Below are 25,232 nucleotides of genomic sequence, written 5' to 3' on the forward strand. Positions count from 1 at the left end.
CCCGGTAACGACCCTCGGCGTGAATCTGCTCAAGAGCGGTGCTGAACGCGGCCTTGTAATCCATCGACTTGAATTCCGGCCGCGCGCTCGACCATCTCGCGCCGCAACCGGTCCCCTTAGCTTCGCCGGGCTTATCGCGCCGCCCGACCCCGTTGTCTACAATCCGTCATGTCGCAAGACCGCACATTTCGTGAGCGTGCAGTCAGAGTTCGTGAACGGCGATAACCCGCCTCAGGGTAGATTGCCCCGGAAGAGCTGGAGGATCGCGCTGAAATCCTTGGCGCCGCCCCCCAGGCGATCGAACAGGGCGTACATCCCCTCGGCCTGAGCCCCCATCGGCGTAGCGGCCCCCGACCTGGCCGCAGCCTCCTGCGCCAGCTTCAAATCCTTCAACATCATCGCGGTGGCGAAACCGCCCTCGTAGTCGCGATTCGAAGGCGCCGCCGGCACCTGGCCGGGCCAAGGACTGTAGTTGGACAGGGACCAGCACTGACCTGACGACTTGGTGGCGATCTCGAAGAACCGGTCGGGGTCCAGGCCCAGTTTCTCGGCCAGGGCGAAGGCCTCGCACACCCCGATCATCGAGATGCCCAGGACCATGTTGTTGCAGATCTTGGCCGCCTGCCCCGCCCCGTGGTCGCCGGCCCGGATCACGGCGCGAGCCATGGGGGCCAGCGCCCCCTCCACCGCGGCGAAGTCGGCCTCGTCGCACCCCACCATGAAGGCGAGCGTTCCGCCCTCGGCCGCCGCTGTGCCGCCCGAGACCGGCGCGTCGGCGAACCGGAAGCCCAGGGCCTTGGCGTCGGCCGCCACGCCGCGCGCGCTTTCCACATCGATGGTGGAGCAGTCGATCAGCAGGGCGCTCTTGGGCGCCTTGGTCAGCACCTCGTCGACATAGACCGCCCGCACGTGGGGTCCGGCCGGCAGCATGGTGATCACGACCTCCGCGTCGCCGACGGCCTCCGCCGCGGAACCGGCCGCGCGGCAACCCGCCGCCACGGCCTTCTCCAGCGCCTGGGCCGACAGGTCGAAGGCCGCCACCTCGTGGCCCGCCTGCGCCTGGTTGGCGGCCATGCCGCCGCCCATGTTTCCCAGACCGATGAACGCGATCCGCGTCATGGGCGAAGCTCCCTTACTTGGGCCTGCGGAACTTGTAGATGAACTGGTCGGTGTGGCCGCGCAGGGTCGGATCGAAGACGCCCTTGGTGTGGTCGTCGGTGGTGTTGCGCAGCAGGGTGCTCTCGCCTTCGTAGACAAAGCCAGCCGCCGCCAGTTCGCTCTTCACGATGGCCGGATCGATGCGGTGCAGCTTGTCGGCGGTGTCCAGGGGGGCGCCCGCGACGGCGGCGTGGTCCAGCACGACATAGACGCCGCCCGGCTTCAGGGCCGCATAGACGGCCTTGTTGACCGCCGCCACGTCCAGGTTGAAACGGGCCAGATGCAGGTCGTGATAGTTCTGCGCCGTCCAGATCACGTCGGCCTGGGTCGGCAGGGCCAGGGTCTGGAAGCTGGCCTGCACCACCTTGATGTTCCCGTAGGCGGGATCAGCGGCCACCGCGAGGATGGGGTTGGGCTTGGCGTCGGGCGCCGGGTTCGGCGGCGGCGCGTTGATCACCGCATAGACCACGCCCGTGGGCCCGACGGCCTTGGAAAAGATGCGCGTGAAATAGCCGCCGCCTGGCAGGAAATCGGCCACGGTCTGGCCGGCCTTCACCCCGGCGAACTCCAGCATCTCGGCAGGCTTGCGGTCGGCGTCGCGCTTGGTGTCGGCCTCGGGGCGAGCCTTGTCGGCCACTGCGGCGGCGACCTCGCTGGAGGGCGCGGCCTGGGCGGCGCCGGCGGAAAGCGCCAGGACCGCGACGGCGGCCAGCAACAGATTGCGTGTCATCGGTTCTCTCCCAAGTTTCGTTGTCTTTCGGAACGCCATTCGGCGACCCAAGGCGTCTCGTTACAGTGGAGGTAGGGGCGACCAGGTCTCATCGGAAGGCAGGGGGGAGAAGATATCGTCCAGCATGGCCTCGGTGACCCCCTCCAGGGTGGCGGGGCTCCACTTGGGCGCGTTGTCCTTCTCGACGATGACGGCGCGCACGCCCTCAATGAAGTCGTGGCGCTGCACGACGCGGGCGCCGATCCGGTATTCCATCTCCATGTTCTCGGCGAAGCTCGCGGCCTTGCGGCCCAGCGCCAGTTGCCGGAAGGCCACCTTCAGGGTCTGGGGAGACTTCGAGGCCAGGGCCTTGAGCTGGTCGTCCGACCAGTCGGTGTCGGAGTGCTGCAACGCCTCGACGATGGCCTCGACGCTGGCCAATCCGAAGATGCGCTCGATCTCGTCCTGATGCTCCGCCAGGCGGGGCCTGCCCGCGTCGCCTTCGAACTCCGTCAGCAGGGTCTCGACGGCGGCGGGGTCGGCGATCAGGGCGCTCTTGAAAGCCTCGATCTGATCGCTCGGGATGTAGTCGGTGGCGATCCCCACCAGTTCGCAGTCGGCCGCCTTCAGACGCGCGCCGGTGAGCGCCAGCCACAGGCCGATGTGGCCGGGCATGCGCGACAGGAACCAGCCCCCGCCGACGTCGGGGAACAGGCCGATCCCGGTTTCAGGCATGGCGAAGGTGGTCCGCTCGGTAGCCACCCGGTACTGGGAGGGCGCGGCCAGGCCGACGCCACCGCCCATGGTCACCCCGTCCATGATCGCCACCACCGGCTTGGCGTAGCTGAACAGCAGGTGGTTCAGCCGGTACTCCTTGAAGAAGAACTCCCGGGCCGCCTTGCCGTCCGCCGCCCCGCTTTCGGCCAGCATGCGAATGTCGCCGCCGGCGCAGAAGCCGCGCTCGCCGGAATGATCCAGCAGCACCAGGGCTACGGCCGGATCATCCTTCCAGGCCAGCAGGGCCTCGGTGAGGATTTCGCACATCCGGGTGGTCAGGGCGTGCAGCGCCTGGGGCCGGTTCAATGTCAGGCGGCCGACGCGGCCCTCGATGCGGACCACAACTTCGTCATCACTCATTGGCGCAGCAGCTCCCGGGCGATGATCACCCGCATGATTTCGTTCGTGCCTTCCAGGATCTGGTGGACTCGCAGGTCGCGCACGATCTGTTCCAGGCGATAGTCTTTCAGATAGCCGTAGCCACCATGCAGTTGCAGGGCCTGGTTGGCGACCTCGAAACCGGTGTCGGTGGCGATCCGCTTGGCCATGGCGCAGTACTGGGTGGCCTTGGGATCGCGGTCGTCGAGGGCGGCGGCGGCCCGTCGGACCATCAGGCGGGCGGCGTCCAGCTCGGTGGCCATGTCCGCCAGCCGGAACTGCAGGGCCTGAAAGTCGGCCAGGGCCTGGCCGAATTGTTTGCGGGTGAGCAGGTATTCCCGCGCCGTATCAAGGGCGAGCTGCGCGCCGCCGAGCGAGCAGGAGGCGATGTTGATGCGCCCGCCGTCCAGGCCGGCCATGGCGAAGCGAAAGCCCTCCCCCTCCCCGCCGAGGCGGTTGGCTTCCGGCACGCGGACCCCGTCGAGGTTCACCTGAGCCGTGGGCTGGGCGTTCCAGCCCATCTTGCGCTCCTGGGCTCCGAACGAGACGCCCGCCTGGTCCTTCTCCACCACGAAGGCCGAAACACCCTTGGCGCCCGCCGCCCCGGTGCGGGCCATCACCAGATAGAGGTCGGAGCTCCCGGCGCCCGAGATGAAGGCCTTCGAGCCCGCCAGGACGTAGCTGTCGCCGTCCTTCTTCGCCGTGGTCCCCAGCGCCGCGGCGTCCGACCCAGAGCCGGGCTCCGTCAGGCAGTAGGAGGCGATCAGCTCCATGCTGGTCAGACGCGGCAGGTATCGCTGGCGCAGGTCGTCGGACCCGAACCGATCGATCATCCATGAGACCATGTTGTGGATTGAAAGGAAGGCCGCGGTCGGCACGTCGCCATAGCTCAGCTGTTCGAAGACGATGGAGGCGTCCAGTCGGCTCAGGGCCGAGCCGCCGACGTCCTCCCGCACATAGAGCCCGGCGAAACCGAGCCCCGCCGCCCTGCGCAGGACATCGACCGGAAAGTGCTTGTCCTCGTCCCAGCGGGCCGAGTGCGGAGCCAACTCCTCGGCCGCGAAGACACGGGCGGCGTCCTCGATCGCGCGCTGGTCTTCGTTGAGGGTGAAATCCATGATCTTGGCGGCCTTCGGAAGGGGTTAGCTTGAGGAACTCGCTCCGTAGGCGCAACCTGTCAACGACGCGCGGGGAGTCGGACGATGACGGATCAATTGATGGGACGAGGGCCAGAGGCGGCGCGAAACCTCGCCCTGGTCAACTATGGCCTGCTGTTCGCGTCGATCTTCTTCGCCGGCATCCCGGCCCTGATCGCTGTGATCATCGCCTATTCGCAGCGGGACGAAGCGCCGGTGGCCATCCGCTCGCATCACGATTTCCAGATCAGGATCTTCTGGGTGGCCTTTGGCCTGACCATGGCCGCCGGGGCGTGCGGACTTGGGGCGCTCATCAGCGGAGTCGGTGAACTGTTGGAGTTCACCCGGGTCAACGGTTGGGACGGCTTTTCCACCATCAATATCGACCTCTCCCGCATGGTTCTCGACGGGCGGATCGTCAGCCTCCTGGTGGCGGCCGTGGTGCTGTCGCTGCTGGCCGGGCTGTGGCTGATCGCGGCCCCGGCCATAGGCTTTATCCGGCTGGTCTCGGCGCGAGGGATTGGCCTGACCTCCCACCCGGCCTAGATAGCGGCCCATGAAAAACACCCATCTCGCCGCCTACCCCGCCCTGCGCCTGCGCCGTCTGCGTCAGGCTGACTGGGTCCGCCGACTGGTCCGCGAAAGCGTGCTGACTCCGGCCGACCTGATCTGGTCGATGGTGGTGCATGAGGGCGAGGGCGAGGTTCCAGTGGGCTCCATGCCTGGCGTGTCACGCCTCTCGGTGAAGGACTGCGCCAAGGCCGCGGTGGAGGCCCGCAGGCTTGGCATCCCCGCCATCGCGGTCTTCCCCCACATCGACGGGGCTAAGAAGGACGCCACCGGCAGCCTGGCCCACGATCCCAACGGACTGGTGGCCACGGCGGTCAAGGCCATGAAGGACGCCGCCCCCGAGGTCGGGATCATGTGCGACGTGGCGCTGGATCCCTTCACCGACCACGGCCATGACGGGCTGATCGAGAACGGCCGCATCCTCAATGACCCGACCATCGAGACCCTGGTCCGCCAGGGGATCATGCAGGCCGAGGCCGGAGCTGACATCCTGGCGCCCTCCGACATGATGGACGGCCGCTGCGGGGCCTTAAGGAAGGCCCTGGAAAGCGCGGGACTTCAGGATGTTATGATCATGTCCTACGCCGCTAAGTACGCCTCGGCCTTCTATGGCCCTTACCGCGAGGCGATCGGTTCCGGGAAGCTCGGAACCGGCTCGGTGGACAACCCGGGCGACAAGAAGACCTACCAGATGGACTTCGCCAATTCGGACGAGGCCCTGCGCGAGGTGGCCCTCGACATCGCCGAGGGCGCCGACATGGTCATGGTCAAGCCGGGCATGCCCTATCTCGATATCGTGCAGCGCGTGGTGGAGACCTTCGCCATGCCCACCTTCGCTTTCCAGGTCTCGGGCGAGTACGCGATGATCAAGGCCGCCACCCAGAACGGCTGGCTGGACGAGGAACGCGCCATCCTGGAGAGCCTGGGCGCCTTCAAGCGCGCGGGGGCCGCCGGCGTGATCACCTATTTCGCACCGGTCGCCGCCCGGCTCATGGGCGCGTGACCCAGCCGCTGATCCGCATCGTCGCGGCCGTGATCCGCGACGGAGCGGGGCGGCTGCTTACGGTTCGCAAGGCCGACACAACCGCCTTCATGCTGCCTGGCGGCAAGCGCGCTCCCGGCGAGGACGACACCGCTGCGCTGGCCCGCGAACTTGCCGAGGAACTGGGATGCATCCTGGTCGAGAGCCGCCCGCTCGGCGTCTTCAGCGCGCCGGCCGCCAACGAGCCCGACACCCAGGTGGAGGGCGCGATCTATCACGCGACGATCCGCGGCGAGGTCGCGGCCCAGGCTGAGATCGCCGAACTATTGTGGATCGATCCGACCACGCCGCCCGCGGTGCGCCTCGCTCCCCTACTGGAAACCCAGGTCCTGCCGCGGTTATTCTAGGCCCAGAGCCCCGATGGAGACGACCATGTCCAAATCCCTCGTCCGCGCCGTCATCGGCGCCTCACTGGCCCTGTCGTTCGCCGGCTCCGCCGCCGCCAGCTCCGACGACGCCTGGTTGGCGTTCCAGAAGGAGGTCGCCACCCGCTGCAAGGCGGCCGCCACAAAGGATTCGGGCGTGAAGACCTGGACCGTGGCGGTCTCGGCGTTCGGCAGCCAGAATTTCGGCATGGCCATCCTCACCGGCAAGGCCCAGGGCGGGGCCCCGGTGAAGTACGCCTGCGCCATGGACAAGAAGACCAAGGCCGCGGAAGTCGCCGGCGGCGAACCCTCCGGCTGGGCGCCAAACTAAGCGTCGGAGACGAAGTAGCGGCTCTCTCCGCCGTGGTCGGGCAGGTTGACCATCCCATCAAACGTCAGGCCGATCTTCTCCAGCACCCGGATCGACCCGTCGTTGTCAGGCTTGGTGATCGCCACGATCCGGCCCAGGCCGAGCGCCCTGCGGCCATAGGCCAGCACCGCCGCGCCAGCCTCCGAGGCGAACCCCTGGCCTGAGAACCGCGCCAGGAAAGCGTAGCCGATGTCGGGGTGATCGAGCACCTCGCGCTTGATCAGGCCGCAGATGCCGACCGGCTCGGCGGTGGCCTTCAGCCCCGCCCACCAGAGGCCGAAGCCGTGCCGGGCATAGCTGACCACTGGTCCTTCGGCGACATAGCGCCGGGCGCCCTCCAGGTCGCGCACCTGCCGGTCGCCGATGTTCTCCAGGAACCCAGGCTCGTTCAGCAGTTCGAGGATAAAGGCGTCGTCGTCGGGCGTCAGCTGGCGCAGAAACAGCCGCTCGGTCTGAAGCACCATCACCGACACCACGATCCTCCCCGCACTGTCGTTCTCCGCTTTGGGAACGCCCGACTGTACCTAGACGGCGCGGCTGAAGAACAGAGCAAACTCCCCCTCCGAGGGGGTGGCGTCATAGAGGGTGAGGTCCAGGCCAGTTAGGGAGAAGCCCAGGGCCTGATAGGCCGCAACACCTAGCTGATTCTGGTTGCTGGTCTCCAACCAGACATGACGCGCGCCCAGGGACCGCGCGTGGTTCAGCACCGCCTCCATCAGCCGCCGGCCGAGGCCCTGGCCGCGCCGGCCAGCGTCCACATAGAAGTGCCAGAGCACCAGCCGCTGGTTCCAGGCCTGGAAGCCCACGGCGGCGAACCCGATAATCTGCGACCCGTCGGTGGCCACCCAGGCGACGTCCCATGGGCGATCGGGATCCTCCAGGTCCTCCAGGGGGAAGACCTTCGTCACGGTCTGCGGAACTGAGCGCAGGACGATCCCCTCCGGTCCGGCGTTCGCCGCCAGGACACTGGTGCTCTGCACGGCCGTGTCGATCGCTGCGATCCTCTCCACGTCCCGCGGCAGGACGGCGGGCCGTATCACGGTCACGGCTTTTCAAGCCGCGCGACGAGGCTTGAGGTGTCCCAGCGGCGGCCGCCCATCGCCTGGACCTCGCGGTAGAAGCCGTCGATCAGGGCCGTGGCCTCAAGGGTCGCGCCGTTCGACGCCGCCTCGTCCAGCACCAGGCCTAGGTCTTTGCGCATCCAGTCCACTGCGAATCCGAAGTCGAACTTCCCCTCGGCCATGGTCTTCCAGCGGTTGTCCATCTGCCAGGATTGGGCCGCGCCCTTGGAGATCGCCTCATAGACTTCGAGCGGATCGAGCCCCGCCCGCTTGGCGAAGTGCATCCCCTCGGCCAGGCCCTGGACCAGGCCGGCGATCGCGATCTGGTTGACCATCTTGGTGAGCTGGCCTGCGCCGGCCTCGCCCATAAGCCGCACGGCCTTGGCGAACGCCATGATCACCGGCTCGGCCCGGGCATAGGCGGGCGGATCGCCGCCGCACATGACGGTCAGGTGACCGTTCTCCGCGCCGGCCTGCCCCCCCGACACCGGCGCATCTACGAAGAACCGGCCGTCCCGCGCCGCCAAGTCCGCCATCTCGCGAGCCACCTTCGCCGAGGTGGTGGTGTGGTCGACGATGATTCCCCCGGCCGCCATCGCCGGGAGGGCCTGGGACACGACGCCGCGGACGTCATCGTCATTCCCTACGCAAAGGAAGGCGATCTCGGCGTCGTGGGCGGCCTCGGCGACGGACGCTCCGGCGCGGCCGGCGTGGGCCTGAGCCCAGCGCTGCGCCTTCTCCGGGCTACGGTTGAACACCGCGATCTCGTGGCCGGCCTTGGCCAGGTGTCCGGCCATCGGGAAGCCCATCACTCCCAAGCCCACGAACGCGACCTTCATGTCCCCACCCTTCTGAACAAACTCAACGCCATCTTAACGAGCCTCACCGCACCTTGCGCTGGAATCAGCGTTAACCGGATTTGAATCATGGCCGTCGGCGAAGCCCCTATCCTGATCAAGAAAATCAAGAAGGGCGGCGGTCATGGACACCATGGTGGCGCATGGAAGGTGGCCTACGCCGACTTCGTCACCGCGATGATGGCCTTCTTCCTGCTGATGTGGCTGATCAACACCACCAGCCCGGAACAGAAGCGCGGCATCGCCGACTACTTCGCCCCCGCCAGCGTTTCAGAAACCACCTCCGGCGCCGGCGGTATCCTGGCCGGCACCGCCCTGGGCGAAGACGGGGCCAAGGGCGCGGGCTCCATGGCGATCATCGAGGAGATGTCTCCGGAGTCCAAGAATCCTGACGACGGCAAGGCCTCCGACGCTGCCAAGGCGATCGACTCCCAGGCCTCCAGCGAGGCCATGAAGGAGGCGCTGGAGAAGCGCGAGGAAGCCGCCTTCCAGTCGGCCGCCCAGTCCCTGCGCCAGTCGCTGCAGGACATGCCTGAGCTCGCCGAGCTCTCGAAGAACATCATCATCGACCAGACCCCCGAGGGTCTGCGCATCCAGCTCGTCGACCAGGAAGGTCGTTCCCTGTTCAACGAGGGACAGGTGCAACCCAATGACCGGGCGAAGCTGCTGCTGCGAGCTGTGGGTAAGATCGTCAACCAGCTGCCCAACCGGATCAGCATTTCCGGCCACACCTCGGCCAGCATGAACGGCCGCAAGGCCGACACTGACTGGGCCCTGTCCTCGGCCCGCGCCGACGCTTCGCGCCGCCTTCTACAGACCACCGGCGTGGATCCCGACCGGGTCTATCAGGTGGCTGGCAAGGCCAATTCCGAACCGCTGTATCCGGACGATCCAACCCTGCCCGGCAACCGGCGGATCGCCATCGTCCTGCTGCGCGAAGCCCCGGTGCTGCCGCCGAATAACGGGTTCTAGGCTGTGACTCTCGGAACACTTGCGCAACCCACCGGCATGACGCCTAATCGGGTTAGGCGCAGTGGTTCGAGAGCGATCGCAAGTCCGTGACGCAACATTTTCCGACCCGACAGCTCAGGTTCTTCCTGACGGCGCCGAGCCCCTGCCCCTATCTGCCGGAACGTCATGAGCGCAAGGTCTTCGCTCACCTGCCCCTGTCGGACGGCGCCACGGTCAACGACTCCCTGACCCAGGTGGGCTTCCGCCGCTCCCAGAACATCGCCTATCGCCCCGCTTGTGAGTCCTGCTCGGCCTGCGTCTCGGCCCGGATCCCGGCCGTGGACTACGTGTTCTCGCGTTCGGAGCGCAAGACCCTGGCCCGCAACGAGGACATCGAGCGCCACCTGGTGGAGGCCGAGGCCACCATGGAGCAGTTCGACCTGCTCCGGCGCTACCTGCTGACCCGGCACGCCGACGGCGGCATGGCCGAGATGACCTGGCCCGACTACGTGGCCATGGTCGAGGACACCGCGGTCCGCACCCACATCATCGAGTATCGCCTGCGCTCCAGGGATGGCGGCCCCGGCGACCTGGTGGCCTGCGCTCTCGTCGACCTGATGAGCGACGGTCTCTCCCTGGTGTACAGCTTCTACGATCCCACCGTGACCCGGCGCAGCCTGGGCTCCTTCGTGATCCTGGACCACGTGGTCCAGGCCGGCCTCACCGGCATGCCCTACGTCTATCTCGGCTACTGGGTCCGAGGCTCGGAGAAGATGGACTACAAGGTCCGCTTCTCCCCCATAGAGCTGCTTCGCCCCGAGGGCTGGCGCCTGATATCCGCCCGCGACCGGGTCGCCGAGGCGATCTGACCTGCTGGCTTCGGGCGCGCTGCGCCGGCAAGTTCGACGCCGCCGTGGGATGAGCCACGGCGGCGCGTACGCCTAGAACTCCGCTGAGATCGTGAACTGGATGGTCCGCCGGGGCCCCGGCCGGAAGCTCGCAGGCGTGTTGGTCGTGGTGTTGACCGTGCCCAGGTAGTCCTCGTCCAGGATGTTGTCGATATTGACCCGGGCCTTGATCTGCTCGAACGGCCCGGCCCCGAACCCGTCGCCCAGATCGACATAGGCGTTGTAGATCGTGTAGCCGTCGGTCTTCTCGCTGTTCACGAAGTTGGTGAAGCGCGAGCTGATGTGACGCGCCGAGATGTTGATCACAGCGCCCTCCACCGGCTCGAGGGTGACACCGCCGGTCCACAGCCATTCGGGGAAGTCAGGGACCCGCTTGCCGGCGATGGCGAAGGTGGCGAAGTTGTCCTGGAACTCGGCGATATTGTAGCTGAGGTTGGTGTTGAAATAGACCTTCCCGCCCAGGAACTCCGGCTTCCACTGTCCGCTGAACTCCGCGCCGTGGGCTTCCACGCCGCCGACGTTCTGGAAGAAGGTCTCGGTGGTCGTTGACCCTGGCACCACTGAGGCGAAGGACTGCAGCCGGTTCTCGAAGGTCGTCTTGTAGGCCACGATCGAGGCGTTGAAGGTCGGGCGGTTGGCGCGGTAGCCGATCTCCCAGTTCTTGGAGGTCTCGGCCTCCGGTCCCGGCGCCAGCGGACTGGCGGCCGAAAAGATGTCGTCGGCGCCGCGAGGCAGGGCCATGTTCTCCGAGTAGGACGCGAAGATCTGGTCGCGGCCGTTGACGTCCAGCACCGCGCCTACCTGCGGCAGGAAGTTGTCCTCCCAGGTCTTGGAGACCGAGGGCTGGCGGCGCGCGATGAAGTCGGCCGGATTGCGGTAGCCCGCGATGTTGTAGTCGACGCTCAGGCTCTTGAAACCCAGGTCGATCTTCAGCCGGTCGTCGAGCAGGCCGATAGTGTCCTTCAGGAAGAACTCCACGGTGTCACGGGTCGAGACGTAGTTGCGCTGCAGGTGGACCGGCTGGCTCAGCAGCGGCGCGCCATCCGGGCTGCCGCCCACCTGGTTATAGCGCTGCTGGGTGCGGTGATAATCGTCGTTCTCCACCCAGACGCCGCCGGAGATGTCGTGGTTGGCGATGCTCCAGGTCAGCTTTCCGGTCGCCCCCTGTCGCGTCCCGTCCACCGTCGACAGGCCGTACTGCAGGCCCAGGGGCGCGAACAGCCCAGGCACGATCAGCCGTTCGGCGTTGTAGTTGGTGAGTGAAGTCGCATAGGCCTCCGGCGAAACGCCATAGCCCTCCTTGGACTCGTAGTAGGCCCCAACTGTCAGCTTCAGGCTCTCGCCGATCGGGGTGTCGTAGGTCAGGCCGTAGAGGTGGTCCTGCCGGCTGTTGATGGCCTGCTTGTAGTACTGGTTATAGGCGGTGTTGGAGTAGGTGATCCCCGCCGCCGTCACCGGCAGCACCGGCACATAGCCCAGATAGGCGAAGCTGCGCCCCGAGCGACCGAAGATGTCGCCCGCCGTGCCGGCGTACTGGGCCTTGGTGATCGAGGGCGAGTCGAAGTCGAAATAGTCGTTGTGGACGGTCTGGAAGGTGATGGCGCCCTCGCCCACCTCGTAACGCAGCTTGGCCTCGTAGTGGGTGCGCTCGATGTCACCCGGCCCGCGCCACAGGTCGCCCTTGATCCACGAGCCGCTCACATAGCCCGAGAGGCCGCCATGCTCGCCCAGGTCGATGCGGGCGAAGGTGCGGCGCAGGTTGTCGCTGCCGAGGCTCTGGCTCACCACCCCGCCGAATTCCTCATCGGGGACCTGGGTCAGGTAGCTGACGATGGGGCCGAGGGAGGCGTAGCTGGGCAGGCTGACATCGCCTGAGCCCGCCGAGGCCGTGACCCGCAGCAGGTTCTCGTTGTCGACGTAACGATAGATCGGGCTGCCGCCGAACTGGTCGCTGCGGCCCATGGGGATGTTGTCCAGCAGGAAGCCGATCTGCTGGAAATTGAAGGCCCGGACCGAGACCGAGTTGCCGAACTCGTACATGCCCAGCGCGTCATTGGCCTGCACGTTGAACCCCGGCAGGGACTCCAGCATCTTCAGGCCGGTCACCCCCGCCGGCGCCGAAAGCAACGCCTCCCGGGTGATGGCGACGGTGGCGGTGGCCTGGTCGGTGCCGATGGCCACCGAGGCCTCCGAGACCCGGCTGCCGGTCACCACCAGCTCCTCCACGGTCCCCGGCCCCTGGGCCAGCGCCCAGGTCGGCGCGCTCAGGACCGTGGCCACCGCCGCGCCGGACAACAGCGCCGTGCGGCGCAGGTTCAGAATGTTCATCGAGCTATCCCCAGCTCACCGTTCTTGGTGCGGAGGAAAGCTGGCCTACCGTCCCGGCTGAAGACAGCGACAACTGGTCAAGCTCCGCATTATGCGGGCGATCGCCGGATCGGCGCGCAGACAGGCAGCTGGCTGCTCCCCAACGCGGCGCCGACCCGCGCCACGCGCGCCCCGCGGCGCCTCCCCTTGCAGCGACGCACCGTTCATCCCCAACTGCGCGCCCTGTTCACATCGACCCCGTGCGGCGCGGCAGGTAAGGTCGGCCCGTGACCGACACCGCCCCGAGAGACGCATAGTGCGACAGCTGCGCCTGAGCCTCAGGCGACCCGTGTCCTACGCGCGCCGCGAATTCAGCCAGGGCCCTTCCAACGCGCAGGCGATCGCGGCCCTGGATGCCTGGCCGGCATGGCATGGCGGCTGCCTGGTGCTGCTGGGTGCGCCCGGCAGCGGCAAGACCCACCTGGCCCAGGGCTGGGCCGCTCAGTCCCGGGCTCTGGTCCTGGACCGCGAGGCCACCGACATCGCCGCCGCCAATGGACGTCCGGTCCTGGTGGAGGATGTCGATCAGGGCATGGACGCCGAGACCCTGTTCCACCTGATCAACATGGCCGGCCACGATGGCGGCAGCCTGCTGCTCACCGCGCGCCTGGCCCCCTCCGCCTGGCCTGCCCAGCTCCCCGACCTACGCTCGCGTCTGAACGCCCTGCCTGTCGCCCTCATCGAGGAGCCGGACGACCAGGTTCTGGAAGGTGTATTGAGAAAATTCTTCCGAGAGCGGAGCATTCGGCCGCCCAAGGAGGTTTTCCCTTATCTGCTGCGGCGCATGGAAAGGTCGATCCCCGCGGCCCGCGAGATCGTCAGGAAGCTGGATGAGGCGGCCGACGAGGAACAGCGGCCCATATCGCGCGCGCTCGCGCGACAGATCCTTGAAGAGGATACGGACAATCTTGACCTTTTCGATGGATAACTTGAAGCCTCAAGTCGGTTGGGTCAGAAGAGGCTCGATCTCCAGCCTCGGGAATGCCCACCGATGACCTATGCTGCGCCCCTGCGATCCGACGGTGTCGAAATCGGGCGCGAACCGCTCACCCTGGACGCCGAATTGCTGAAGTCGCAAAGCCGGTTCTTCAATCGCGAGCTGTCCTGGCTGGCCTTCAACAAGCGCGTGCTGGGCGAGAGCCAGAACACGCGGCACCCCCTGCTGGAACGCCTGCGCTTCCTGTCGATCTCGGCCAACAACCTCGACGAGTTCTACATGGTCCGCGTGGCCGGCCTGAAGGCCCAGGTCCGCGAAGGCGTGCGGGTTGTCAGCCAGGACGGCCTGACCCCGGCCGAGCAGCTTGAACGGGTCAATTCCGAAGCCGCCGACCTCATGGCCGGCCAGCAGACCCGTTGGCGCGAACTGTGCGTCGAGCTGACCGGCGAGGGTCTGCATGTCGTGGGTCCGCAGGATGTGACCGCCGCCGAGAAGGAAGCCCTCAAGGACACCTTCGCCAGCCGCCTGTTCCCCGTCTTGACCCCTCTGGCTATCGACCCCGCGCACCCCTTCCCCTTCATTCCGAACCTGGCCTTCTCCCTGGCCCTGAAGCTGCGGCGCCAGTCGGACGGCCGGCGGCTCTACGCCCTGGTGCCGATCCCGGCGCAGGTGGCGCGGTTCTGGCCCCTGCCGGCGGTTCCATCGCGCCGGCGCAAGCCCGAGCGGCGGTTCATCTCGCTGGAGAACATGGTCTCCCTATTCCTCGACCATCTGTTCCCCGACTGCGAGATCGAGGCCCAGGGTGTCTTCCGGCTGATCCGCGACAGCGACATCGAGATCGAGGAAGAGGCCGAGGACCTGATGCGGGAGTTCGAGGCGCGCCTGAAGCAGCGCCGCCTGGGCTCGGTCGTCCGGGTCGAGATTGAACAGGCGATGCCCGAGGAGCTGCGGGTCTTCATCGTCAGCAACCTGCACGCCCGCGAAGACGACATCCTGATGGTCGACGGCCTGCTGGGGCTCGACGAACTTTCCCAGCTGATTCCGCCCGACCGCCCCGACCTGAAGTTCAAGGCTTTCGAACCCCGCTTCCCGGAGCGGATCCGCGACCATGCCGGGGACTGCTTCGCCGCCATCCGCGAGAAGGACATCCTCGTCCACCACCCCTTCGAGAGCTTTGATGTGGTGGTGCAGTTCCTGCGCCAGGCCGCCCGCGACCCCAATGTCCTGGCGATCAAGCAGACCCTCTATCGGACCTCGTCCGACAGCCCCATCGTGGCCGCCCTGATCGAGGCCGCCGAGAACGGCAAGAACGTCACCGCCCTGGTGGAGATCAAGGCCCGCTTCGACGAAGAGGCGAACCTGAAGTGGGCGCGCGATCTCGAACGCGCCGGGGTCCACGTCGTCTTCGGCTTCGTGGAGTACAAGACCCACGCCAAGCTCTCGATCGTGGTCCGCAAGGAAGGCGACACCCTGCGCACCTACTGCCACTTCGGCACCGGCAACTACCACCCGATCACGGCGCGCATCTATACCGACCTGTCGCTGTTCACCACCGACCCGGCCCTGGCCCGCGATAGCGCCCGGCTGTTCAACTACATCACCGGCTACGCCACGCCTGACCGGCTGGAGAAGCTCTCCTTTTCGCCGATCACCATGAAGACCGACCTGCTGACCCTGATCGGCCGCGAGGTGAAAAACGCCCGGGCCGGCAAGCCCTCCGGCATCTGGTGCAAGCTCAACTCCATCGTCGACCCCGTGCTGATCGATGCGCTCTACGAGGCCAGCCAGGCCGGGGTCGCCATCGAGCTGGTGATTCGCGGCATCTGCTGCCTGCGCCCCGGTGTGCCGGGCCTGTCGGAGAATATCCGCGTCAAGTCCATCGTCGGCCGCTTCCTGGAGCACTCTCGCATCGTGGCCTTCGCCAACGGTGCGGCCATGCCCTCGGCGGAGACCCGGGTGTTCATCTCCTCGGCCGACTGGATGCCGCGCAACCTGGACCGCCGGGTGGAGTGCCTGACGCCGGTGGAAAATCCCACGGTGCACCAGCAGGTACTCCAGCAGATCATGGTCGCCAACCTGAAAGACGAGGCGCAAAGCTGGACGCTGGACGCCGAGGGCCGCTATACCCGCGATCCTTCGTGGGACCACCCGGGCGCCTTCTCCGCGCACGAGTATTTCATGACCAATCCCAGCCTGTCTGGCCGGGGACAGAAGGTTAAGGACATGCCGCGCGCGATCGATCATGTGGCCACGCACGGATAGTTCGCCCGGTCGCCAGGCCGCCGTCATCGACCTGGGCTCCAACTCCGTACGTCTCGTCATCTACCGGCTGGAAGGCCGGGCGATCTGGACCATCTTCAACGAAAAGGCCCTGGCTGGCCTTGGCCGCGACCTGCCGACCACGGGCCGGCTATCGCCAGACGGCATAGAGACCGCCATCGCCGCCATGCGCCGCTTCCGCGCGGTGCTGGACGGGCTGCACGCCTCGGAAATCATGGTGGTGGCCACGGCCGCCGCCCGCGACGCCGTCGATGGCCGGGACTTCCTGGCTCGGGTTCAGGAAGAGACGGGCCTGCAGGTCCGCATCCTGACCGGCGAACAGGAGGCGCGTTACGCCGCCCTTGGCGTGATCGCCGGACAGCCCGACGCCAAGGGCGTGGTGGGCGACCTGGGCGGGTCCAGCCTGGAACTGATCCGCCTGCAGGAGGGACGGTCCGGCGACGGCGTCACCCTGCCCCTGGGCCCCTTCTCCCTCGGCGCCCCACGGCCGCTGGACGTCGACAAGACCCGCAAGCGGATCGACGCGGCCCTGGCCCCCATGGGGGAGCGCTTCGCCACGTCGCAGTTCCAGGCCGTCGGCGGCGCCTGGCGCAACTTGGCGCTGCTGCACATGATCATGGCCGACTACCCCCTGCGCGTCGCTCACCAGTATGAGATGACCCGCGCGGACGCCCAGGACGTGGCCCGCTTCGTCAGCCGACAGTCCCGCGGTTCGCTCGAACGTATCCAGGGCCTGTCGAAGAAGCGTTTCGACACCCTGCCCTATTCGGCCCTGGTCCTGGACGCCCTGATCGAACGGCTGGGGGTCGAGAAGGTCGTGATCTCGGCCTATGGCCTGCGCGAGGGCCTGCTGCTGGAGGCCATGTCCCCGGAGGAACGCGCGCGAGACCCGCTGATCGAAGGCTGTGAGGCCCTCACCGCCGTTCGCGGCCTTTCCCAGGACCTGGGCCTCGCCCTGGAGACCTGGCTGACCCGGGCCTTCGCTACCCTGCCGCCGGTGTTCGGCGAGCGCGACGCCGTCCTCACCGCGGCCGCCTGCCGGCTGGCGGACCTCGGGGCCCGATTGCACCCCGATCACCGGGCCGATCTGGCCTTCGACCAGGTCCTGCGGGCTCCCATCGCCGGCATGACCCACGCCGAGCGCGCCTTCCTCGCCTGCGTCGCCTTCGCGCGCCACTCGAGCGCGCCTGTCACGCCCGAGCCCGAGACCGTGGCCAAGGTGCTCTCGCCCGAGCGCCGCCAGAGGGCCCGCGCCCTGGGGGCCGCCGTCCGCCTGGGCTGCGACCTCTCCGGCCGCAACGCCACCCTGCTGCCCCACGCCAGCCTGGTGATCAGCGGCGGCCGCCTCACCCTGGGCGCCGAGCCGGACTGGTGCGACATGCTGCTGGGCGAACAGACCGCCAAGCGCGCCACCACCCTGGCCCAGGCGCTGAAACTCAAACTCGAAATGGTCTGACCGATGCAGCTGCTGCTCTCCGCCACCGCCTATGAGCGCGTAAAGGCCCGTATCGCCCCCTTCGTCGGCGAGCTGGACATCGTCACCGTGACCGGGCCCGACAGCTTCCAGCGCAACGGCCAGGATATCAGCGTTGAAGAGGTCGATCCCGAGATCGTCTGGACCACACTGGACGCCTATGGCGGCGGCCTGCTGCCCACTCTCATGGGCCGCATTCTCAAGGGCTCGAAGACCCAGTGGATGCAGACCTTCAACGCCGGCCTCGACGCGCCCATCTTCAAATCGGTGATGGCCAAGGGCGTGCGGCTGTCCAAGAGCAACGCCCAGGCCGTGGCCATTGCGGAATACGTCCTTGCCCATGCGCTCGCCCTCATCGCGCCGATCGCCGCTCAGCGCGACCTGCAGGCGAGGAAAGAGTGGAAGTCGACGCCCTATCGGGAGATCAGCCAGACCCGCTGGACCCTGGTGGGCGCGGGCGCCATCGGCACGGAGATCGCCCGGCGCGCCAAGGCCTTCGGCGTCCACCTGACCGTCGTGCGCCATAGCGACAAGCCGGCCGAGATGGCCGACGACACCATCACCATGGCCGGCCTGCCCCAGGCGTTGCCGCAGAGTGACGTGGTGGTCCTGGCCTGCGCCCTGAACGACGACACCCGCGACATGGCTGACGACGCCTTCTTCGAGGCCATGAAGCCTGGAGCCATCCTGATCAATATCGGCCGCGGCGGCCTGGTGGACGAGGACGCCCTCAAGCGCGGCCTCGACACCGACAAGCCTGGCTATGCGGTGCTGGACGTCTTCCAGGTGGAGCCCCTGCCGGCCGACAGCTGGATGTGGGACCACCCCAATGTCCGGATCAGCGCCCACACCTCCAACTCCGGCCAGGGGACGCCCGCGCGGGGCGACCAACTGTTCGTCGACAATCTGCAACGCTTCCTGGCCGGCGAGCCGCTGATCAACGAAGCCTCGCCCAGCGAGGTGGGGCTCTAGAGGTAGGCCAGCAGCCGCGCGACCAACTCCGGTTGCCGGCGGACCCCAGCCTTGGCCATCACGCTCTTGACCTGGTTGCGGACCGTGGCGACCGCTGCGCCCCGCGCGGCGGCGATATCCCGCAGATTGGCGCCGGTGCAGAGCATGGCGCCAACCGCAGCCTCGGCGGTGGTGAGCCCGAACTCATCGGCCAACACCCGGGTGACCGCCGCCTGCCGCAGCTCCTGCGCGCCTAGCACGCTTTCGCTCAGGGCCCGCATGATCGGATCGTCGCCATCCAGCGCCAAGAACAGACGTTCGGCGGCGTCCGGATAGATCTTGCTGTAGGCCGCGACGGCGCCGTCGCCGATAACAAGTTGTCTGAGCCGATCCTTGTCCGCCATAGTGAAGCTAATGGCATCGGTGGCGTTGTTTGAACAGTCCCGCGCGGGACGCGTGCGTACGGAAGTCGTGGCGAGCCGCGGCGACGCCAGGGCGTGGTCTTTGACCGCCCAGACGATCAAGAACCGCTTCTTTCAATGGGCCTTCGACCGCGGCATAGCCCGCGAGGTTCATCTGGTGGAGGGCGGCGGCGAGCGCTTGCGGCGGTCGGTCGAGCGCCTGCGCCGCGCCTATCTGCGCCACGACCGGCCGGTCGGCCCGTTGGCCCGGGTCGAGGCCGAGGCCTGGAGCGGGCCGCCTTCACCGCCCTCGCCGGCCCCCATCGCGGCGACCTGGTTCCGACCCTCCAAGGGAGAGGACCGCGGCTTCGTCTTCTACGTGCATGGCGGATCCTTCGTCTGCGAGAAGAGCCCCCGGGTCACCCGCATGATCGCCAAGCTGGCCGCCGCGGCCGGCGCCAGGGTGTTCTCCCCCGACTATCGACTGGCGCCCGAGCATCCATGCCCCGCCGCCATTGAGGACGTCGTGGCCGCCTGGGACTGGCTGGCGGCGACCTATCCTGATGAACCGCTGATCGCGGTGGCGGAGTCCTCCGGCGCGGCGATCCTGCTGGCGGCCCTGTGCCAGGTGCGCGACCAGGGCGGTCGTCTGCCGGAAGGGGTGCTGCTGTTCTCGCCCTGGGTGGACCTGTCGCTGCAGAGTTGGTCGGTGACGGCGGCCTCGCTGGCGGGGTCCACGCCCTACAGCATGGCCTCGCTTGGCGTGATGAGTCGCCTTTACCTGCAGGGACGACCCGCCACCCATCCGGTGGCCTCGCCCATCTTCGGCGACCTCTCGGGCCTGCCGCCAATCCTGGTGCACGCCAGCCAGACCGACATCGTCTTCGATGACGCCAAACGCCTGGCCGACGCCGTCGAGGCCACGGGCGGTGAACTGACCCTGCGGGTGTGGCGCGGCCAGACCCACGTGTGGGAGCGCACCGAGAGCGCAGAGGCCCGCCAGTCCCTGGAGCTGGCGGCCGCCTTCATCGAGGCCCACGTGAGCGCCGCGGCATAGTCCATAGCAAGAGGGCGACACGTCGGTCGCCCGACATGCCGCCCTCTCATCCAGATCCCTTGCGGGAGCTGCGCTTCTAAGGTCAGTCGCCGCGTCGGTTTGCAGGTCGCCCTGCGCCGCTTCGCCTTCGACCGGTGTCGCCCGGGCTGGTTGCTGACAGGTCGCCCCGTCAGCCCCTTGCCTGGAACCTCCTGCCCGCCTGGTGGTCCGGTTTCCCGGGCCGCCCGCGCCGCAGTCCCTCTCGGCCTCATGAGGGTCCGCCCATCGCGCCAAACCCGCAAGCGCCGTTTGGCCGCCACCGGTGGGTCAGCGGTGCATAAACGGTGCGTGACGGGTGGACGGCGGCTCGCAACCCGCATCGCCCTAAGGCGCACGAACTATCCACCGCTTTGTGAGGGGGTCAGACCTCGACGACCTGTTTGCCGACCGGGGCCAGGGAGATCAGGGCCAGTTTCACGTGCTGCAGGGCGAAGGGGATGCCGATGATGGTGACCGCCAGGCCAAAGGCCATGATCAGGTGGCTGAGCGCCAGATACCAGCCCCCCAGGACGAACCAGACCACGTTCATCACGAAGCCCAGCGGACCAGTGCCCAGATCCTCGCGGCCGGTGTGCAGGTCGCGTGACACCACCTGGCGCCCGAACGGCCAGGCGCTGAATCCGGCGATGCGGAAGGCTGCGAACGCCCAGGGCAGGCCGACGATGGTGATGGCCAGCAACACCCCAGACAGCAGCCACAGCAAGCCTGCGACGAACCCGCCCAGCACGAACCAGAGGATGTTGAGGAGCAGGCGCAACATCACTCCGCCGCGTTCGCCTTAGGCGCGCGTCGCACCTCGACCACCCGCACGCGCGTGCCGTCCAGCACCAGGGCCAGTTCGCCGCGCTTCAGCTTCAGGGCGTCCTCGCCGAACGCCTCGCGGCGCCAGCCCACCAGGGCCGGGGTCTTGGCGTTGTCGTCATTGGCGATCTGCTCCAGGTCCGAGACCGTGGCGATCAGCTTGGACGCCACGCCGGAATCCTCGGCTCGCGCCTTGAGCAGCACCTTCAGCAGCTCCACCACTGCGCCCGCGGCCGGCGAGGCGGCGATCTTGCTGCGCTCGATGACCGGCGCGTAGGCGTCGGGGTCCTTGAGAGCTTCCTTGATGGCGTCCAGCAGGTCGGGTCCGAACCGCGAGCCCGAGAACCCCTTCGGAACCGACCGCAGGCGATCGACCGCGGCGGCGTCGGTGGGCGCCTGGGTCGCCAACTCGTCGATGGCCTCGTCCTTCAGGATGCGGCCGCGCGGCTGGTCACGCTGCTGGGCGGTGCGTTCGCGCCAGGCGGCGACGGCCTTGTAGACCGCGAGATATTTCGACGTATGCCGGCGCGGCTTGAGCCGCTTCCAGGCGTTCTCCGGCTCCACGTCGTAGACGGCGGGATCGCAGAGGTTCTGCATCTCGTCGTGCACCCAGCCCAATCGGCCTTCTTTTTCCAACCGCGCCTTCAGCATCGGATAGAGGGCCGCCAGGTGGGTCACGTCGGCCAGCGCATAGGTCAGTTGGGCCTCGGAAAGCGGCCGCCGGGCCCAGTCGGTGAAGCGGCTGGACTTGTCCAACTCGATCTTCAGCATCTGGCGCACAAGGGCGTCATAGGCGATCTGCTCGCCATAGCCGGCCGCCATCCCCGCCACCTGGGTGTCGAAGAGAGGCTTGGGCATCGCCTTGAGATTGTTGAAGATTTCAACATCCTGACGGGCGGCGTGGAACACCTTCTCGATGCTCTCGTCGCGCAGAATCTCCAGGAACGGCTCGAGGTCCAGGCCCTCGGCCAGGGGATCGATAACGCACTCGGCGTTGGGGGCGGCGGCCTGGATCAGACAGAGCTTGGGCCAGTAGGTCGTCTCGCGCATGAACTCGGTGTCCACGGCGACGAAAGGCTGGCCTTTGATTTTGTCACAGTACGCCGCCAGTTCGGCGGTGGTTGTAATCGGCGTCATCAATTAGCTATAGCCCCGCGCACGCCCGAGTCTGCAACCCCGGCGGCGAATTTCTTGAGGCCTATTTCTCCATGACCGACCGTCCGAACGGCCTCACCTATGCTCAAGCCGGTGTCGACATCGACGCGGGCAACGCCCTGATCGAAGCCATCAAGCCCCTGGCCAAGGCCACCCGCCGCCCCGGCGCGGACGCGGCGCTCGGTGGGTTCGGGGCCCTCTTCGACCTGAAGGCCGCCGGCTACGCCGATCCTTTGCTGGTCTCCACCACCGATGGTGTCGGCACCAAGCTCAAGGTAGCCATCGACACCGGCATGCACGACACCGTCGGCATCGATCTGGTGGCCATGTGCGTCAACGACCTCCTGGCCCAGGGCGCCGAGCCCCTGCTGTTCCTGGACTACTTCGCCACCGGCAAGCTCAACGTCGAGGAAGCCACCCGCGTCGTCGGCGGCATCGCCGAGGGCTGCCGCCAGGCCGGCGCGGCCCTGGTGGGCGGTGAGACCGCCGAAATGCCGGGCATGTACCGCGAGGGCGACTATGACCTGGCCGGCTTCTCCGTCGGCGCGGTTGAGCGTGGCGCGGTGCTGCCGCGCCTGGACGACCAGCGGGCCGGCGACCTGATCATCGGCCTCGGGTCCAGCGGTCCGCACTCCAACGGCTACTCCCTGGTCCGCCGCATCGTCGAGCGCTCGGGCCTGGCCTGGGCCGACCCGGCGCCCTTCGCCGAGGGGCAGACCTTGGCTCAGGCATTGATGGCCCCGACCCGCATCTACATCAAGAGCGTCCTGCCTCAGATCAAGGCCGGCCTCGTTAAGGGATGCGCCCACATCACCGGCGGCGGGCTCATCGAGAATCCGCCCCGCGCCGTCGCCGAGGGCCTGACGGCCAATTTCGACTGGAACGCCTGGACCCTGCCCCCGGTGTTCGCCTGGATGCAGCAGGTGGGTGGCGTGTCGGACCACGAACTGCGCCGCACCTTCAACTGTGGCGTGGGCCTGATCCTGATCGTGGCGCCCGGCGACGCGCCCGCCGTGCTGGAAGCCCTGCTGGCGGCCGGCGAGGACGCCTTCGTGTGCGGGCAGCTCGCCGCCGCATAGCGCCCATCTTCGGCCACACAACCGCCGGATCAAGGCCAAGCTACCGAAAATAAAGGAAGTTTTTTCGGAACGGCCCTTCGCCTCGCGCCTTTTCCACCTGGAATTGAGGATGCGATGACCCGGGAGCAACAGATCGAGCAGGAGGCGCGCGACCTCTGGAAGGCCATGAAGGAAGGGTCCCCACCCTGTGGCCTGCACGGATCAGACTTGATCGACGCCCTGGTGAGGGGATCGGAGGCGCCCCCCTACGAACGCCTCCACTCGCCCTTCCTCCGCGACAGCCAGATCCGCCGCCCGCGCTAGAGACCTCGGAAGTTGGGCGTCCGCTTCTGGTTGAAGGACGCCACGCCCTCCCGGCGATCCTGCGTGGTGAAGAGCTGGTTGTAAGCGTCGAGCTCAAGAGCCATCGCCTCATCCAGCGGCAGCACCGCCCCTCCCCGCACCACCCGCTTCAGCGCCCGCACCGAGAGCGGCGCCTTGGACGCGATGAGGTCGGCGCGCTCGAGAACCCTCGGCAGAAGATCCTCCGCCCCGCACACCCGATTGACGATCCCGATCGCCAGGGCCTCGGCCGCATCGATGGGCGCGCCCGACATCAACAGCTCCGACGCCCGCCTTTCCCCGACCGCCCGGGTCAGCAGCTGGGTGCCGCCCAGGCCGGGAATGATCCCAAGCCCCGCCTCCGGCAAACCGATCCGCGCGGTCTCCGAAGCCCAGGCGAAATCGCAGGCCAGGGCCATCTCCGCCCCGCCGCCCATGGCCGCGCCGTTCACCGCCGCGATCACCGGGAAGGGACAGGCCAGCTGGGCGCGGATCATGTCCTCGAACAGTCGATGCTGCTCGGACCAGGCCGCGTCGGACATGCCGTCGCGTTCCTTCAGGTCGGCGCCAGCGCAGAAGAACCGCCCCGCCCCGGTCAGGACCACGGCGCGCACCTGTTCGTCGTCGGCGATCCGCATCCACAGGGCCAGCAGTTCGCGCCCCATGGCGGTGTTCAGGGAATTGGCGGCCTCAGGTCGCGACAGGGTGACGACCAGCAGGCCGGGGCCCGTCTCCTCGACGGCGATGGTCTGGTTCATTTGCTCTCCGGTCCGGCGATGATCTTGGCGTCGTGCAGCCTGGCGATCTCGACCCCGGACATGTCCAGGAGTTCCGCCAGCACCTCGTCGGTATGCTGGCCCAGCTTCGGCGCAGGACGCACGTCGCCGCGGTCGTCCTGGGGAATGGTGGCCATGGCGCCCGGCGCCGGATAGTTCAGCCCGCTCGGGTGGCGCACATCCTGGAACACCGGGTTGGCCTTGAAGAGACGCGGGTCCTCCAGCGCCGCCTCCAGGGTCTGGTAGGCGCCCCAGGTCACCCCGCCGGCGTCGAAGGCCGGGGTCAGCTCGGCGGCGGTCCTGGCCGCGAACGCCCGCTCGAACAGCGGATAGAGCCGCGCGCGGTGGGTGAACCTCAAGCCCTCGTCGGTGGCGAAGGAGACACCCAGCTCGGCCTCGACGGCGGCGGCCTCGGCGACGATCCCGAGCGTCTCCAGGGCCTTGCTCCACTGCTTGGGCGTGATCGCCAGCAGCATCAGCTTCTGGCCGTCCTTGGTGGTGAAGTCGCGACCGAAGGCGCCGTAGATGTCGTTGCCCATGCGCGGCCGCTGGTGGCCCGCCAGCAGGGTCTCTGCGGTGAATCCCAGATTGGCCATGGTCGCCGCCCCGATGTCCGACAGCGGCGCGCGGATCTCCCGCCCCCCCTGGCCGCGCATCCGCGCCAGCAAGGCTGAGACCAGGGCGAAGGCGCAATAGGCTCCGGTCAGCAGGTCCCAGGCCGCCAGGACATGATTCACCGGCCGATCGTCGCCCACCGGCCCGGTCATCAACGGCAGGCCGAGCGCCGAGTTGATCGTGTAGTCCATGCCCTGGGAGCCGTCGGCCCAGCCCATCACCCGAACGCAGATCAGATCGGCCCGGATGGCGCTGAGCTTTTCGTAAGAAAGGAAGCCGTCCACCGGGAAGTTGGTGACGAACAGCCCGCCGTCCTCGCCCGGCGCGGCAGCCAGCCGCTGGGCCAACTCCCGGCCCTCGGGGCGGGCCAGGTCCAGGGCCACCGACTTCTTGCCCTTGTTCAGCCCCTCCCAATAGAGGCTGTCGCCCCCCTCGGAGAGCGGCCAGCGCCGAAAGTCGGGCCCGCCGCCGATATTGTCGAAGCGGATCACCTGGGCGCCCATCTGGGCCAGGTAAAGCCCACAGGTCGGCCCCGCCACGAAGGCCGAGCCCTCGACGACGCGAAGGCCTTTCAGCAGGTCATACATTCAGTGCTCCTGGCCGGAGGCCGAAGGGATATTGAACCACGAACCTCACGAACCCACTCAAACGCTTTCCGGGAAGGCTCGGCCAGCTCCGCCCGTTCGTGTGGGGTCGT

26 protein-coding genes are annotated in these 25,232 nt (G+C 67.7%); 13 read left to right on the forward strand and 13 right to left on the reverse strand.

Going from position 1 to position 25,232, the window contains the following annotated elements:
* Window positions 1-231: 231 nt before the first annotated feature.
* Genes mmsB through Q8N10_RS11705 form a run of 4 tightly spaced genes read right to left on the reverse strand, consistent with a single transcriptional unit; the run spans window position 232 to window position 4,140 of the window.
* Window positions 232-1,119, reverse strand: a complete 888-nt coding sequence (gene mmsB, locus Q8N10_RS11690) for a 3-hydroxyisobutyrate dehydrogenase (RefSeq protein WP_304783270.1) — start codon at window positions 1,117-1,119, stop codon at window positions 232-234.
* A gap of 13 nt (window positions 1,120-1,132) precedes the next feature.
* The gene (locus Q8N10_RS11695; protein WP_304783273.1) at window positions 1,133-1,888 is read right to left on the reverse strand and encodes a class I SAM-dependent methyltransferase; all 756 of its coding nucleotides are present in this window, start codon (window positions 1,886-1,888) and stop codon (window positions 1,133-1,135) included.
* Between the two features lie 60 nt (window positions 1,889-1,948).
* Window positions 1,949-3,004, reverse strand: coding sequence for an enoyl-CoA hydratase/isomerase family protein (locus tag Q8N10_RS11700; RefSeq protein WP_304783276.1), 1,056 nt, complete (start codon window positions 3,002-3,004; stop codon window positions 1,949-1,951).
* Entirely contained in the window at window positions 3,001-4,140 is a 1,140-nt protein-coding gene (locus tag Q8N10_RS11705; RefSeq protein ID WP_304783279.1) for an isobutyryl-CoA dehydrogenase, read from the reverse strand. Before Q8N10_RS11705 ends, Q8N10_RS11700 begins: the two co-directional genes overlap by 4 nt.
* Before the next feature lie 84 nt (window positions 4,141-4,224).
* On the opposite strand from Q8N10_RS11705, the gene Q8N10_RS11710 reads away from it, so the two are divergent.
* The 4 genes from Q8N10_RS11710 to Q8N10_RS11725 are packed head-to-tail and all read left to right on the forward strand — an operon-like array spanning window position 4,225 to window position 6,466.
* Window positions 4,225-4,704, forward strand: coding sequence for a hypothetical protein (locus tag Q8N10_RS11710; RefSeq protein WP_304783282.1), 480 nt, complete (start codon window positions 4,225-4,227; stop codon window positions 4,702-4,704).
* A 10-nt stretch (window positions 4,705-4,714) separates the two neighbouring features.
* On the forward strand, window positions 4,715-5,731 hold the full coding sequence (gene hemB / locus Q8N10_RS11715) for a porphobilinogen synthase (RefSeq protein WP_304783284.1): 1,017 nt from the start codon (window positions 4,715-4,717) through the stop codon (window positions 5,729-5,731).
* Window positions 5,728-6,117 (forward strand): NUDIX domain-containing protein, encoded by a 390-nt coding sequence (locus Q8N10_RS11720; RefSeq protein WP_304783287.1) that lies wholly within the window; start codon window positions 5,728-5,730, stop codon window positions 6,115-6,117. Before hemB ends, Q8N10_RS11720 begins: the two co-directional genes overlap by 4 nt.
* Before the next feature lie 25 nt (window positions 6,118-6,142).
* Window positions 6,143-6,466: a hypothetical protein gene (locus tag Q8N10_RS11725; protein WP_304783290.1), complete on the forward strand. Its 324-nt coding sequence runs from the start codon at window positions 6,143-6,145 to the stop codon at window positions 6,464-6,466.
* On the opposite strand, the gene Q8N10_RS11730 is transcribed toward Q8N10_RS11725, so the two are convergent.
* The 3 genes from Q8N10_RS11730 to Q8N10_RS11740 are packed head-to-tail and all read right to left on the reverse strand — an operon-like array spanning window position 6,463 to window position 8,405.
* Complete coding sequence (locus tag Q8N10_RS11730; RefSeq protein WP_304783293.1) at window positions 6,463-6,969, reverse strand: GNAT family N-acetyltransferase; 507 nt, start codon at window positions 6,967-6,969, stop codon at window positions 6,463-6,465. The genes Q8N10_RS11725 and Q8N10_RS11730 overlap by 4 nt on opposite strands.
* 60 nt (window positions 6,970-7,029) lie before the next feature.
* Window positions 7,030-7,551 carry a GNAT family N-acetyltransferase gene (locus Q8N10_RS11735; RefSeq protein ID WP_304783296.1) on the reverse strand — a complete coding sequence of 174 codons (522 nt, stop codon included), beginning with the start codon at window positions 7,549-7,551 and terminating at the stop codon, window positions 7,030-7,032.
* The gene (locus tag Q8N10_RS11740) at window positions 7,548-8,405 is read right to left on the reverse strand and encodes an NAD(P)-dependent oxidoreductase (protein WP_304783299.1); all 858 of its coding nucleotides are present in this window, start codon (window positions 8,403-8,405) and stop codon (window positions 7,548-7,550) included. Before Q8N10_RS11740 ends, Q8N10_RS11735 begins: the two co-directional genes overlap by 4 nt.
* Window positions 8,406-8,492: 87 nt before the next feature.
* Between Q8N10_RS11740 and Q8N10_RS11745 the strand changes: the two genes are divergently transcribed.
* On the forward strand, window positions 8,493-9,395 hold the full coding sequence (locus Q8N10_RS11745) for a flagellar motor protein MotB (RefSeq protein WP_304783301.1): 903 nt from the start codon (window positions 8,493-8,495) through the stop codon (window positions 9,393-9,395).
* Between the two features lie 86 nt (window positions 9,396-9,481).
* Window positions 9,482-10,243, forward strand: a complete 762-nt coding sequence (locus tag Q8N10_RS11750) for an arginyltransferase (protein WP_304783304.1) — start codon at window positions 9,482-9,484, stop codon at window positions 10,241-10,243.
* A gap of 72 nt (window positions 10,244-10,315) precedes the next feature.
* Here Q8N10_RS11750 and Q8N10_RS11755 read toward each other — a convergent pair whose 3' ends face one another.
* Window positions 10,316-12,610 (reverse strand): TonB-dependent receptor, encoded by a 2,295-nt coding sequence (locus tag Q8N10_RS11755; protein WP_304783307.1) that lies wholly within the window; start codon window positions 12,608-12,610, stop codon window positions 10,316-10,318.
* A 328-nt stretch (window positions 12,611-12,938) separates the two neighbouring features.
* Here Q8N10_RS11755 and Q8N10_RS11760 point away from each other — a divergent pair, with 328 nt between their 5' ends.
* The 4 genes from Q8N10_RS11760 (at window position 12,939) to Q8N10_RS11775 (ending at window position 18,312) form a co-directional block, all read left to right on the forward strand.
* Window positions 12,939-13,577: a DnaA/Hda family protein gene (locus tag Q8N10_RS11760; RefSeq protein WP_304783310.1), complete on the forward strand. Its 639-nt coding sequence runs from the start codon at window positions 12,939-12,941 to the stop codon at window positions 13,575-13,577.
* Between the two features lie 63 nt (window positions 13,578-13,640).
* Window positions 13,641-15,848, forward strand: a complete 2,208-nt coding sequence (locus Q8N10_RS11765) for an RNA degradosome polyphosphate kinase (protein WP_304783313.1) — start codon at window positions 13,641-13,643, stop codon at window positions 15,846-15,848.
* Window positions 15,829-17,322 carry a Ppx/GppA phosphatase family protein gene (locus Q8N10_RS11770; RefSeq protein WP_304783316.1) on the forward strand — a complete coding sequence of 498 codons (1,494 nt, stop codon included), beginning with the start codon at window positions 15,829-15,831 and terminating at the stop codon, window positions 17,320-17,322. The genes Q8N10_RS11765 and Q8N10_RS11770 overlap by 20 nt, the downstream gene beginning before the upstream one ends.
* A gap of 3 nt (window positions 17,323-17,325) precedes the next feature.
* Window positions 17,326-18,312 (forward strand): NAD(P)-dependent oxidoreductase, encoded by a 987-nt coding sequence (locus Q8N10_RS11775; protein WP_304783319.1) that lies wholly within the window; start codon window positions 17,326-17,328, stop codon window positions 18,310-18,312.
* Here Q8N10_RS11775 and Q8N10_RS11780 read toward each other — a convergent pair.
* On the reverse strand, window positions 18,309-18,815 hold the full coding sequence (locus Q8N10_RS11780; protein ID WP_304783321.1) for a helix-turn-helix transcriptional regulator: 507 nt from the start codon (window positions 18,813-18,815) through the stop codon (window positions 18,309-18,311). The two genes, Q8N10_RS11775 and Q8N10_RS11780, sit on opposite strands and share 4 nt — an antisense overlap.
* Here Q8N10_RS11780 and Q8N10_RS11785 point away from each other — a divergent pair.
* Window positions 18,796-19,749, forward strand: a complete 954-nt coding sequence (locus Q8N10_RS11785) for an alpha/beta hydrolase fold domain-containing protein (protein WP_304783326.1) — start codon at window positions 18,796-18,798, stop codon at window positions 19,747-19,749. The genes Q8N10_RS11780 and Q8N10_RS11785 overlap by 20 nt on opposite strands.
* Before the next feature lie 400 nt (window positions 19,750-20,149).
* Here the strand turns inward: Q8N10_RS11785 and Q8N10_RS11790 are convergent, their stop codons facing one another.
* Both Q8N10_RS11790 and rnd read right to left on the reverse strand, forming a co-directional pair.
* Window positions 20,150-20,548 (reverse strand): YccF domain-containing protein, encoded by a 399-nt coding sequence (locus tag Q8N10_RS11790; RefSeq protein ID WP_304783329.1) that lies wholly within the window; start codon window positions 20,546-20,548, stop codon window positions 20,150-20,152.
* Window positions 20,548-21,726: a ribonuclease D gene (rnd, locus tag Q8N10_RS11795; protein ID WP_304783332.1), complete on the reverse strand. Its 1,179-nt coding sequence runs from the start codon at window positions 21,724-21,726 to the stop codon at window positions 20,548-20,550. Before rnd ends, Q8N10_RS11790 begins: the two co-directional genes overlap by 1 nt.
* A 71-nt stretch (window positions 21,727-21,797) precedes the next feature.
* Between rnd and purM the strand changes: the two genes are divergently transcribed.
* Together purM and Q8N10_RS11805 are read left to right on the forward strand one after the other, a co-directional pair.
* The gene (gene purM, locus Q8N10_RS11800; RefSeq protein ID WP_304783335.1) at window positions 21,798-22,823 is read left to right on the forward strand and encodes a phosphoribosylformylglycinamidine cyclo-ligase; all 1,026 of its coding nucleotides are present in this window, start codon (window positions 21,798-21,800) and stop codon (window positions 22,821-22,823) included.
* Window positions 22,824-22,937: 114 nt separating this feature from the next.
* A complete protein-coding gene (locus Q8N10_RS11805; protein ID WP_304783338.1) occupies window positions 22,938-23,126 on the forward strand; it encodes a hypothetical protein in 189 nt (62 codons plus the stop codon).
* Here Q8N10_RS11805 and Q8N10_RS11810 read toward each other — a convergent pair.
* Both Q8N10_RS11810 and Q8N10_RS11815 read right to left on the reverse strand, forming a co-directional pair.
* Window positions 23,123-23,902, reverse strand: coding sequence for an enoyl-CoA hydratase/isomerase family protein (locus Q8N10_RS11810; RefSeq protein ID WP_304783341.1), 780 nt, complete (start codon window positions 23,900-23,902; stop codon window positions 23,123-23,125). The two genes, Q8N10_RS11805 and Q8N10_RS11810, sit on opposite strands and share 4 nt — an antisense overlap.
* Window positions 23,899-25,122 (reverse strand): CoA transferase, encoded by a 1,224-nt coding sequence (locus Q8N10_RS11815; protein ID WP_304783344.1) that lies wholly within the window; start codon window positions 25,120-25,122, stop codon window positions 23,899-23,901. Before Q8N10_RS11815 ends, Q8N10_RS11810 begins: the two co-directional genes overlap by 4 nt.
* Window positions 25,123-25,232: the final 110 nt, after the last annotated feature.

The sequence above is a fragment of the Phenylobacterium sp. genome, assembly GCF_030693625.1.
GTDB lineage: Bacteria > Pseudomonadota > Alphaproteobacteria > Caulobacterales > Caulobacteraceae > Phenylobacterium > Phenylobacterium ferrooxidans.

Excerpts from the sequence above, each read along its gene's own strand:
- mmsB (WP_304783270.1), bottom strand. The coding sequence starts at position 1,119 with ATGACGCGGATCGCGTTCATCGGTCTGGGAAACATGGGCGGCGGCATG.
- Q8N10_RS11695 (WP_304783273.1), bottom strand. The coding sequence starts at position 1,888 with ATGACACGCAATCTGTTGCTGGCCGCCGTCGCGGTCCTGGCGCTTTCC.
- Q8N10_RS11700 (WP_304783276.1), bottom strand. The coding sequence starts at position 3,004 with ATGAGTGATGACGAAGTTGTGGTCCGCATCGAGGGCCGCGTCGGCCGC.
- Q8N10_RS11705 (WP_304783279.1), bottom strand. The coding sequence starts at position 4,140 with ATGGATTTCACCCTCAACGAAGACCAGCGCGCGATCGAGGACGCCGCC.
- Q8N10_RS11710 (WP_304783282.1), top strand. The coding sequence starts at position 4,225 with ATGACGGATCAATTGATGGGACGAGGGCCAGAGGCGGCGCGAAACCTC.
- hemB (WP_304783284.1), top strand. The coding sequence starts at position 4,715 with ATGAAAAACACCCATCTCGCCGCCTACCCCGCCCTGCGCCTGCGCCGT.
- Q8N10_RS11725 (WP_304783290.1), top strand. The coding sequence starts at position 6,143 with ATGTCCAAATCCCTCGTCCGCGCCGTCATCGGCGCCTCACTGGCCCTG.
- Q8N10_RS11730 (WP_304783293.1), bottom strand. The coding sequence starts at position 6,969 with ATGGTGCTTCAGACCGAGCGGCTGTTTCTGCGCCAGCTGACGCCCGAC.
- Q8N10_RS11740 (WP_304783299.1), bottom strand. The coding sequence starts at position 8,405 with ATGAAGGTCGCGTTCGTGGGCTTGGGAGTGATGGGCTTCCCGATGGCC.
- Q8N10_RS11745 (WP_304783301.1), top strand. The coding sequence starts at position 8,493 with ATGGCCGTCGGCGAAGCCCCTATCCTGATCAAGAAAATCAAGAAGGGC.
- Q8N10_RS11755 (WP_304783307.1), bottom strand. The coding sequence starts at position 12,610 with ATGAACATTCTGAACCTGCGCCGCACGGCGCTGTTGTCCGGCGCGGCG.
- Q8N10_RS11765 (WP_304783313.1), top strand. The coding sequence starts at position 13,641 with ATGACCTATGCTGCGCCCCTGCGATCCGACGGTGTCGAAATCGGGCGC.
- Q8N10_RS11770 (WP_304783316.1), top strand. The coding sequence starts at position 15,829 with ATGTGGCCACGCACGGATAGTTCGCCCGGTCGCCAGGCCGCCGTCATC.
- Q8N10_RS11775 (WP_304783319.1), top strand. The coding sequence starts at position 17,326 with ATGCAGCTGCTGCTCTCCGCCACCGCCTATGAGCGCGTAAAGGCCCGT.
- Q8N10_RS11790 (WP_304783329.1), bottom strand. The coding sequence starts at position 20,548 with ATGTTGCGCCTGCTCCTCAACATCCTCTGGTTCGTGCTGGGCGGGTTC.
- rnd (WP_304783332.1), bottom strand. The coding sequence starts at position 21,726 with ATGACGCCGATTACAACCACCGCCGAACTGGCGGCGTACTGTGACAAA.
- purM (WP_304783335.1), top strand. The coding sequence starts at position 21,798 with ATGACCGACCGTCCGAACGGCCTCACCTATGCTCAAGCCGGTGTCGAC.
- Q8N10_RS11805 (WP_304783338.1), top strand. The coding sequence starts at position 22,938 with ATGACCCGGGAGCAACAGATCGAGCAGGAGGCGCGCGACCTCTGGAAG.
- Q8N10_RS11810 (WP_304783341.1), bottom strand. The coding sequence starts at position 23,902 with ATGAACCAGACCATCGCCGTCGAGGAGACGGGCCCCGGCCTGCTGGTC.
- Q8N10_RS11815 (WP_304783344.1), bottom strand. The coding sequence starts at position 25,122 with ATGTATGACCTGCTGAAAGGCCTTCGCGTCGTCGAGGGCTCGGCCTTC.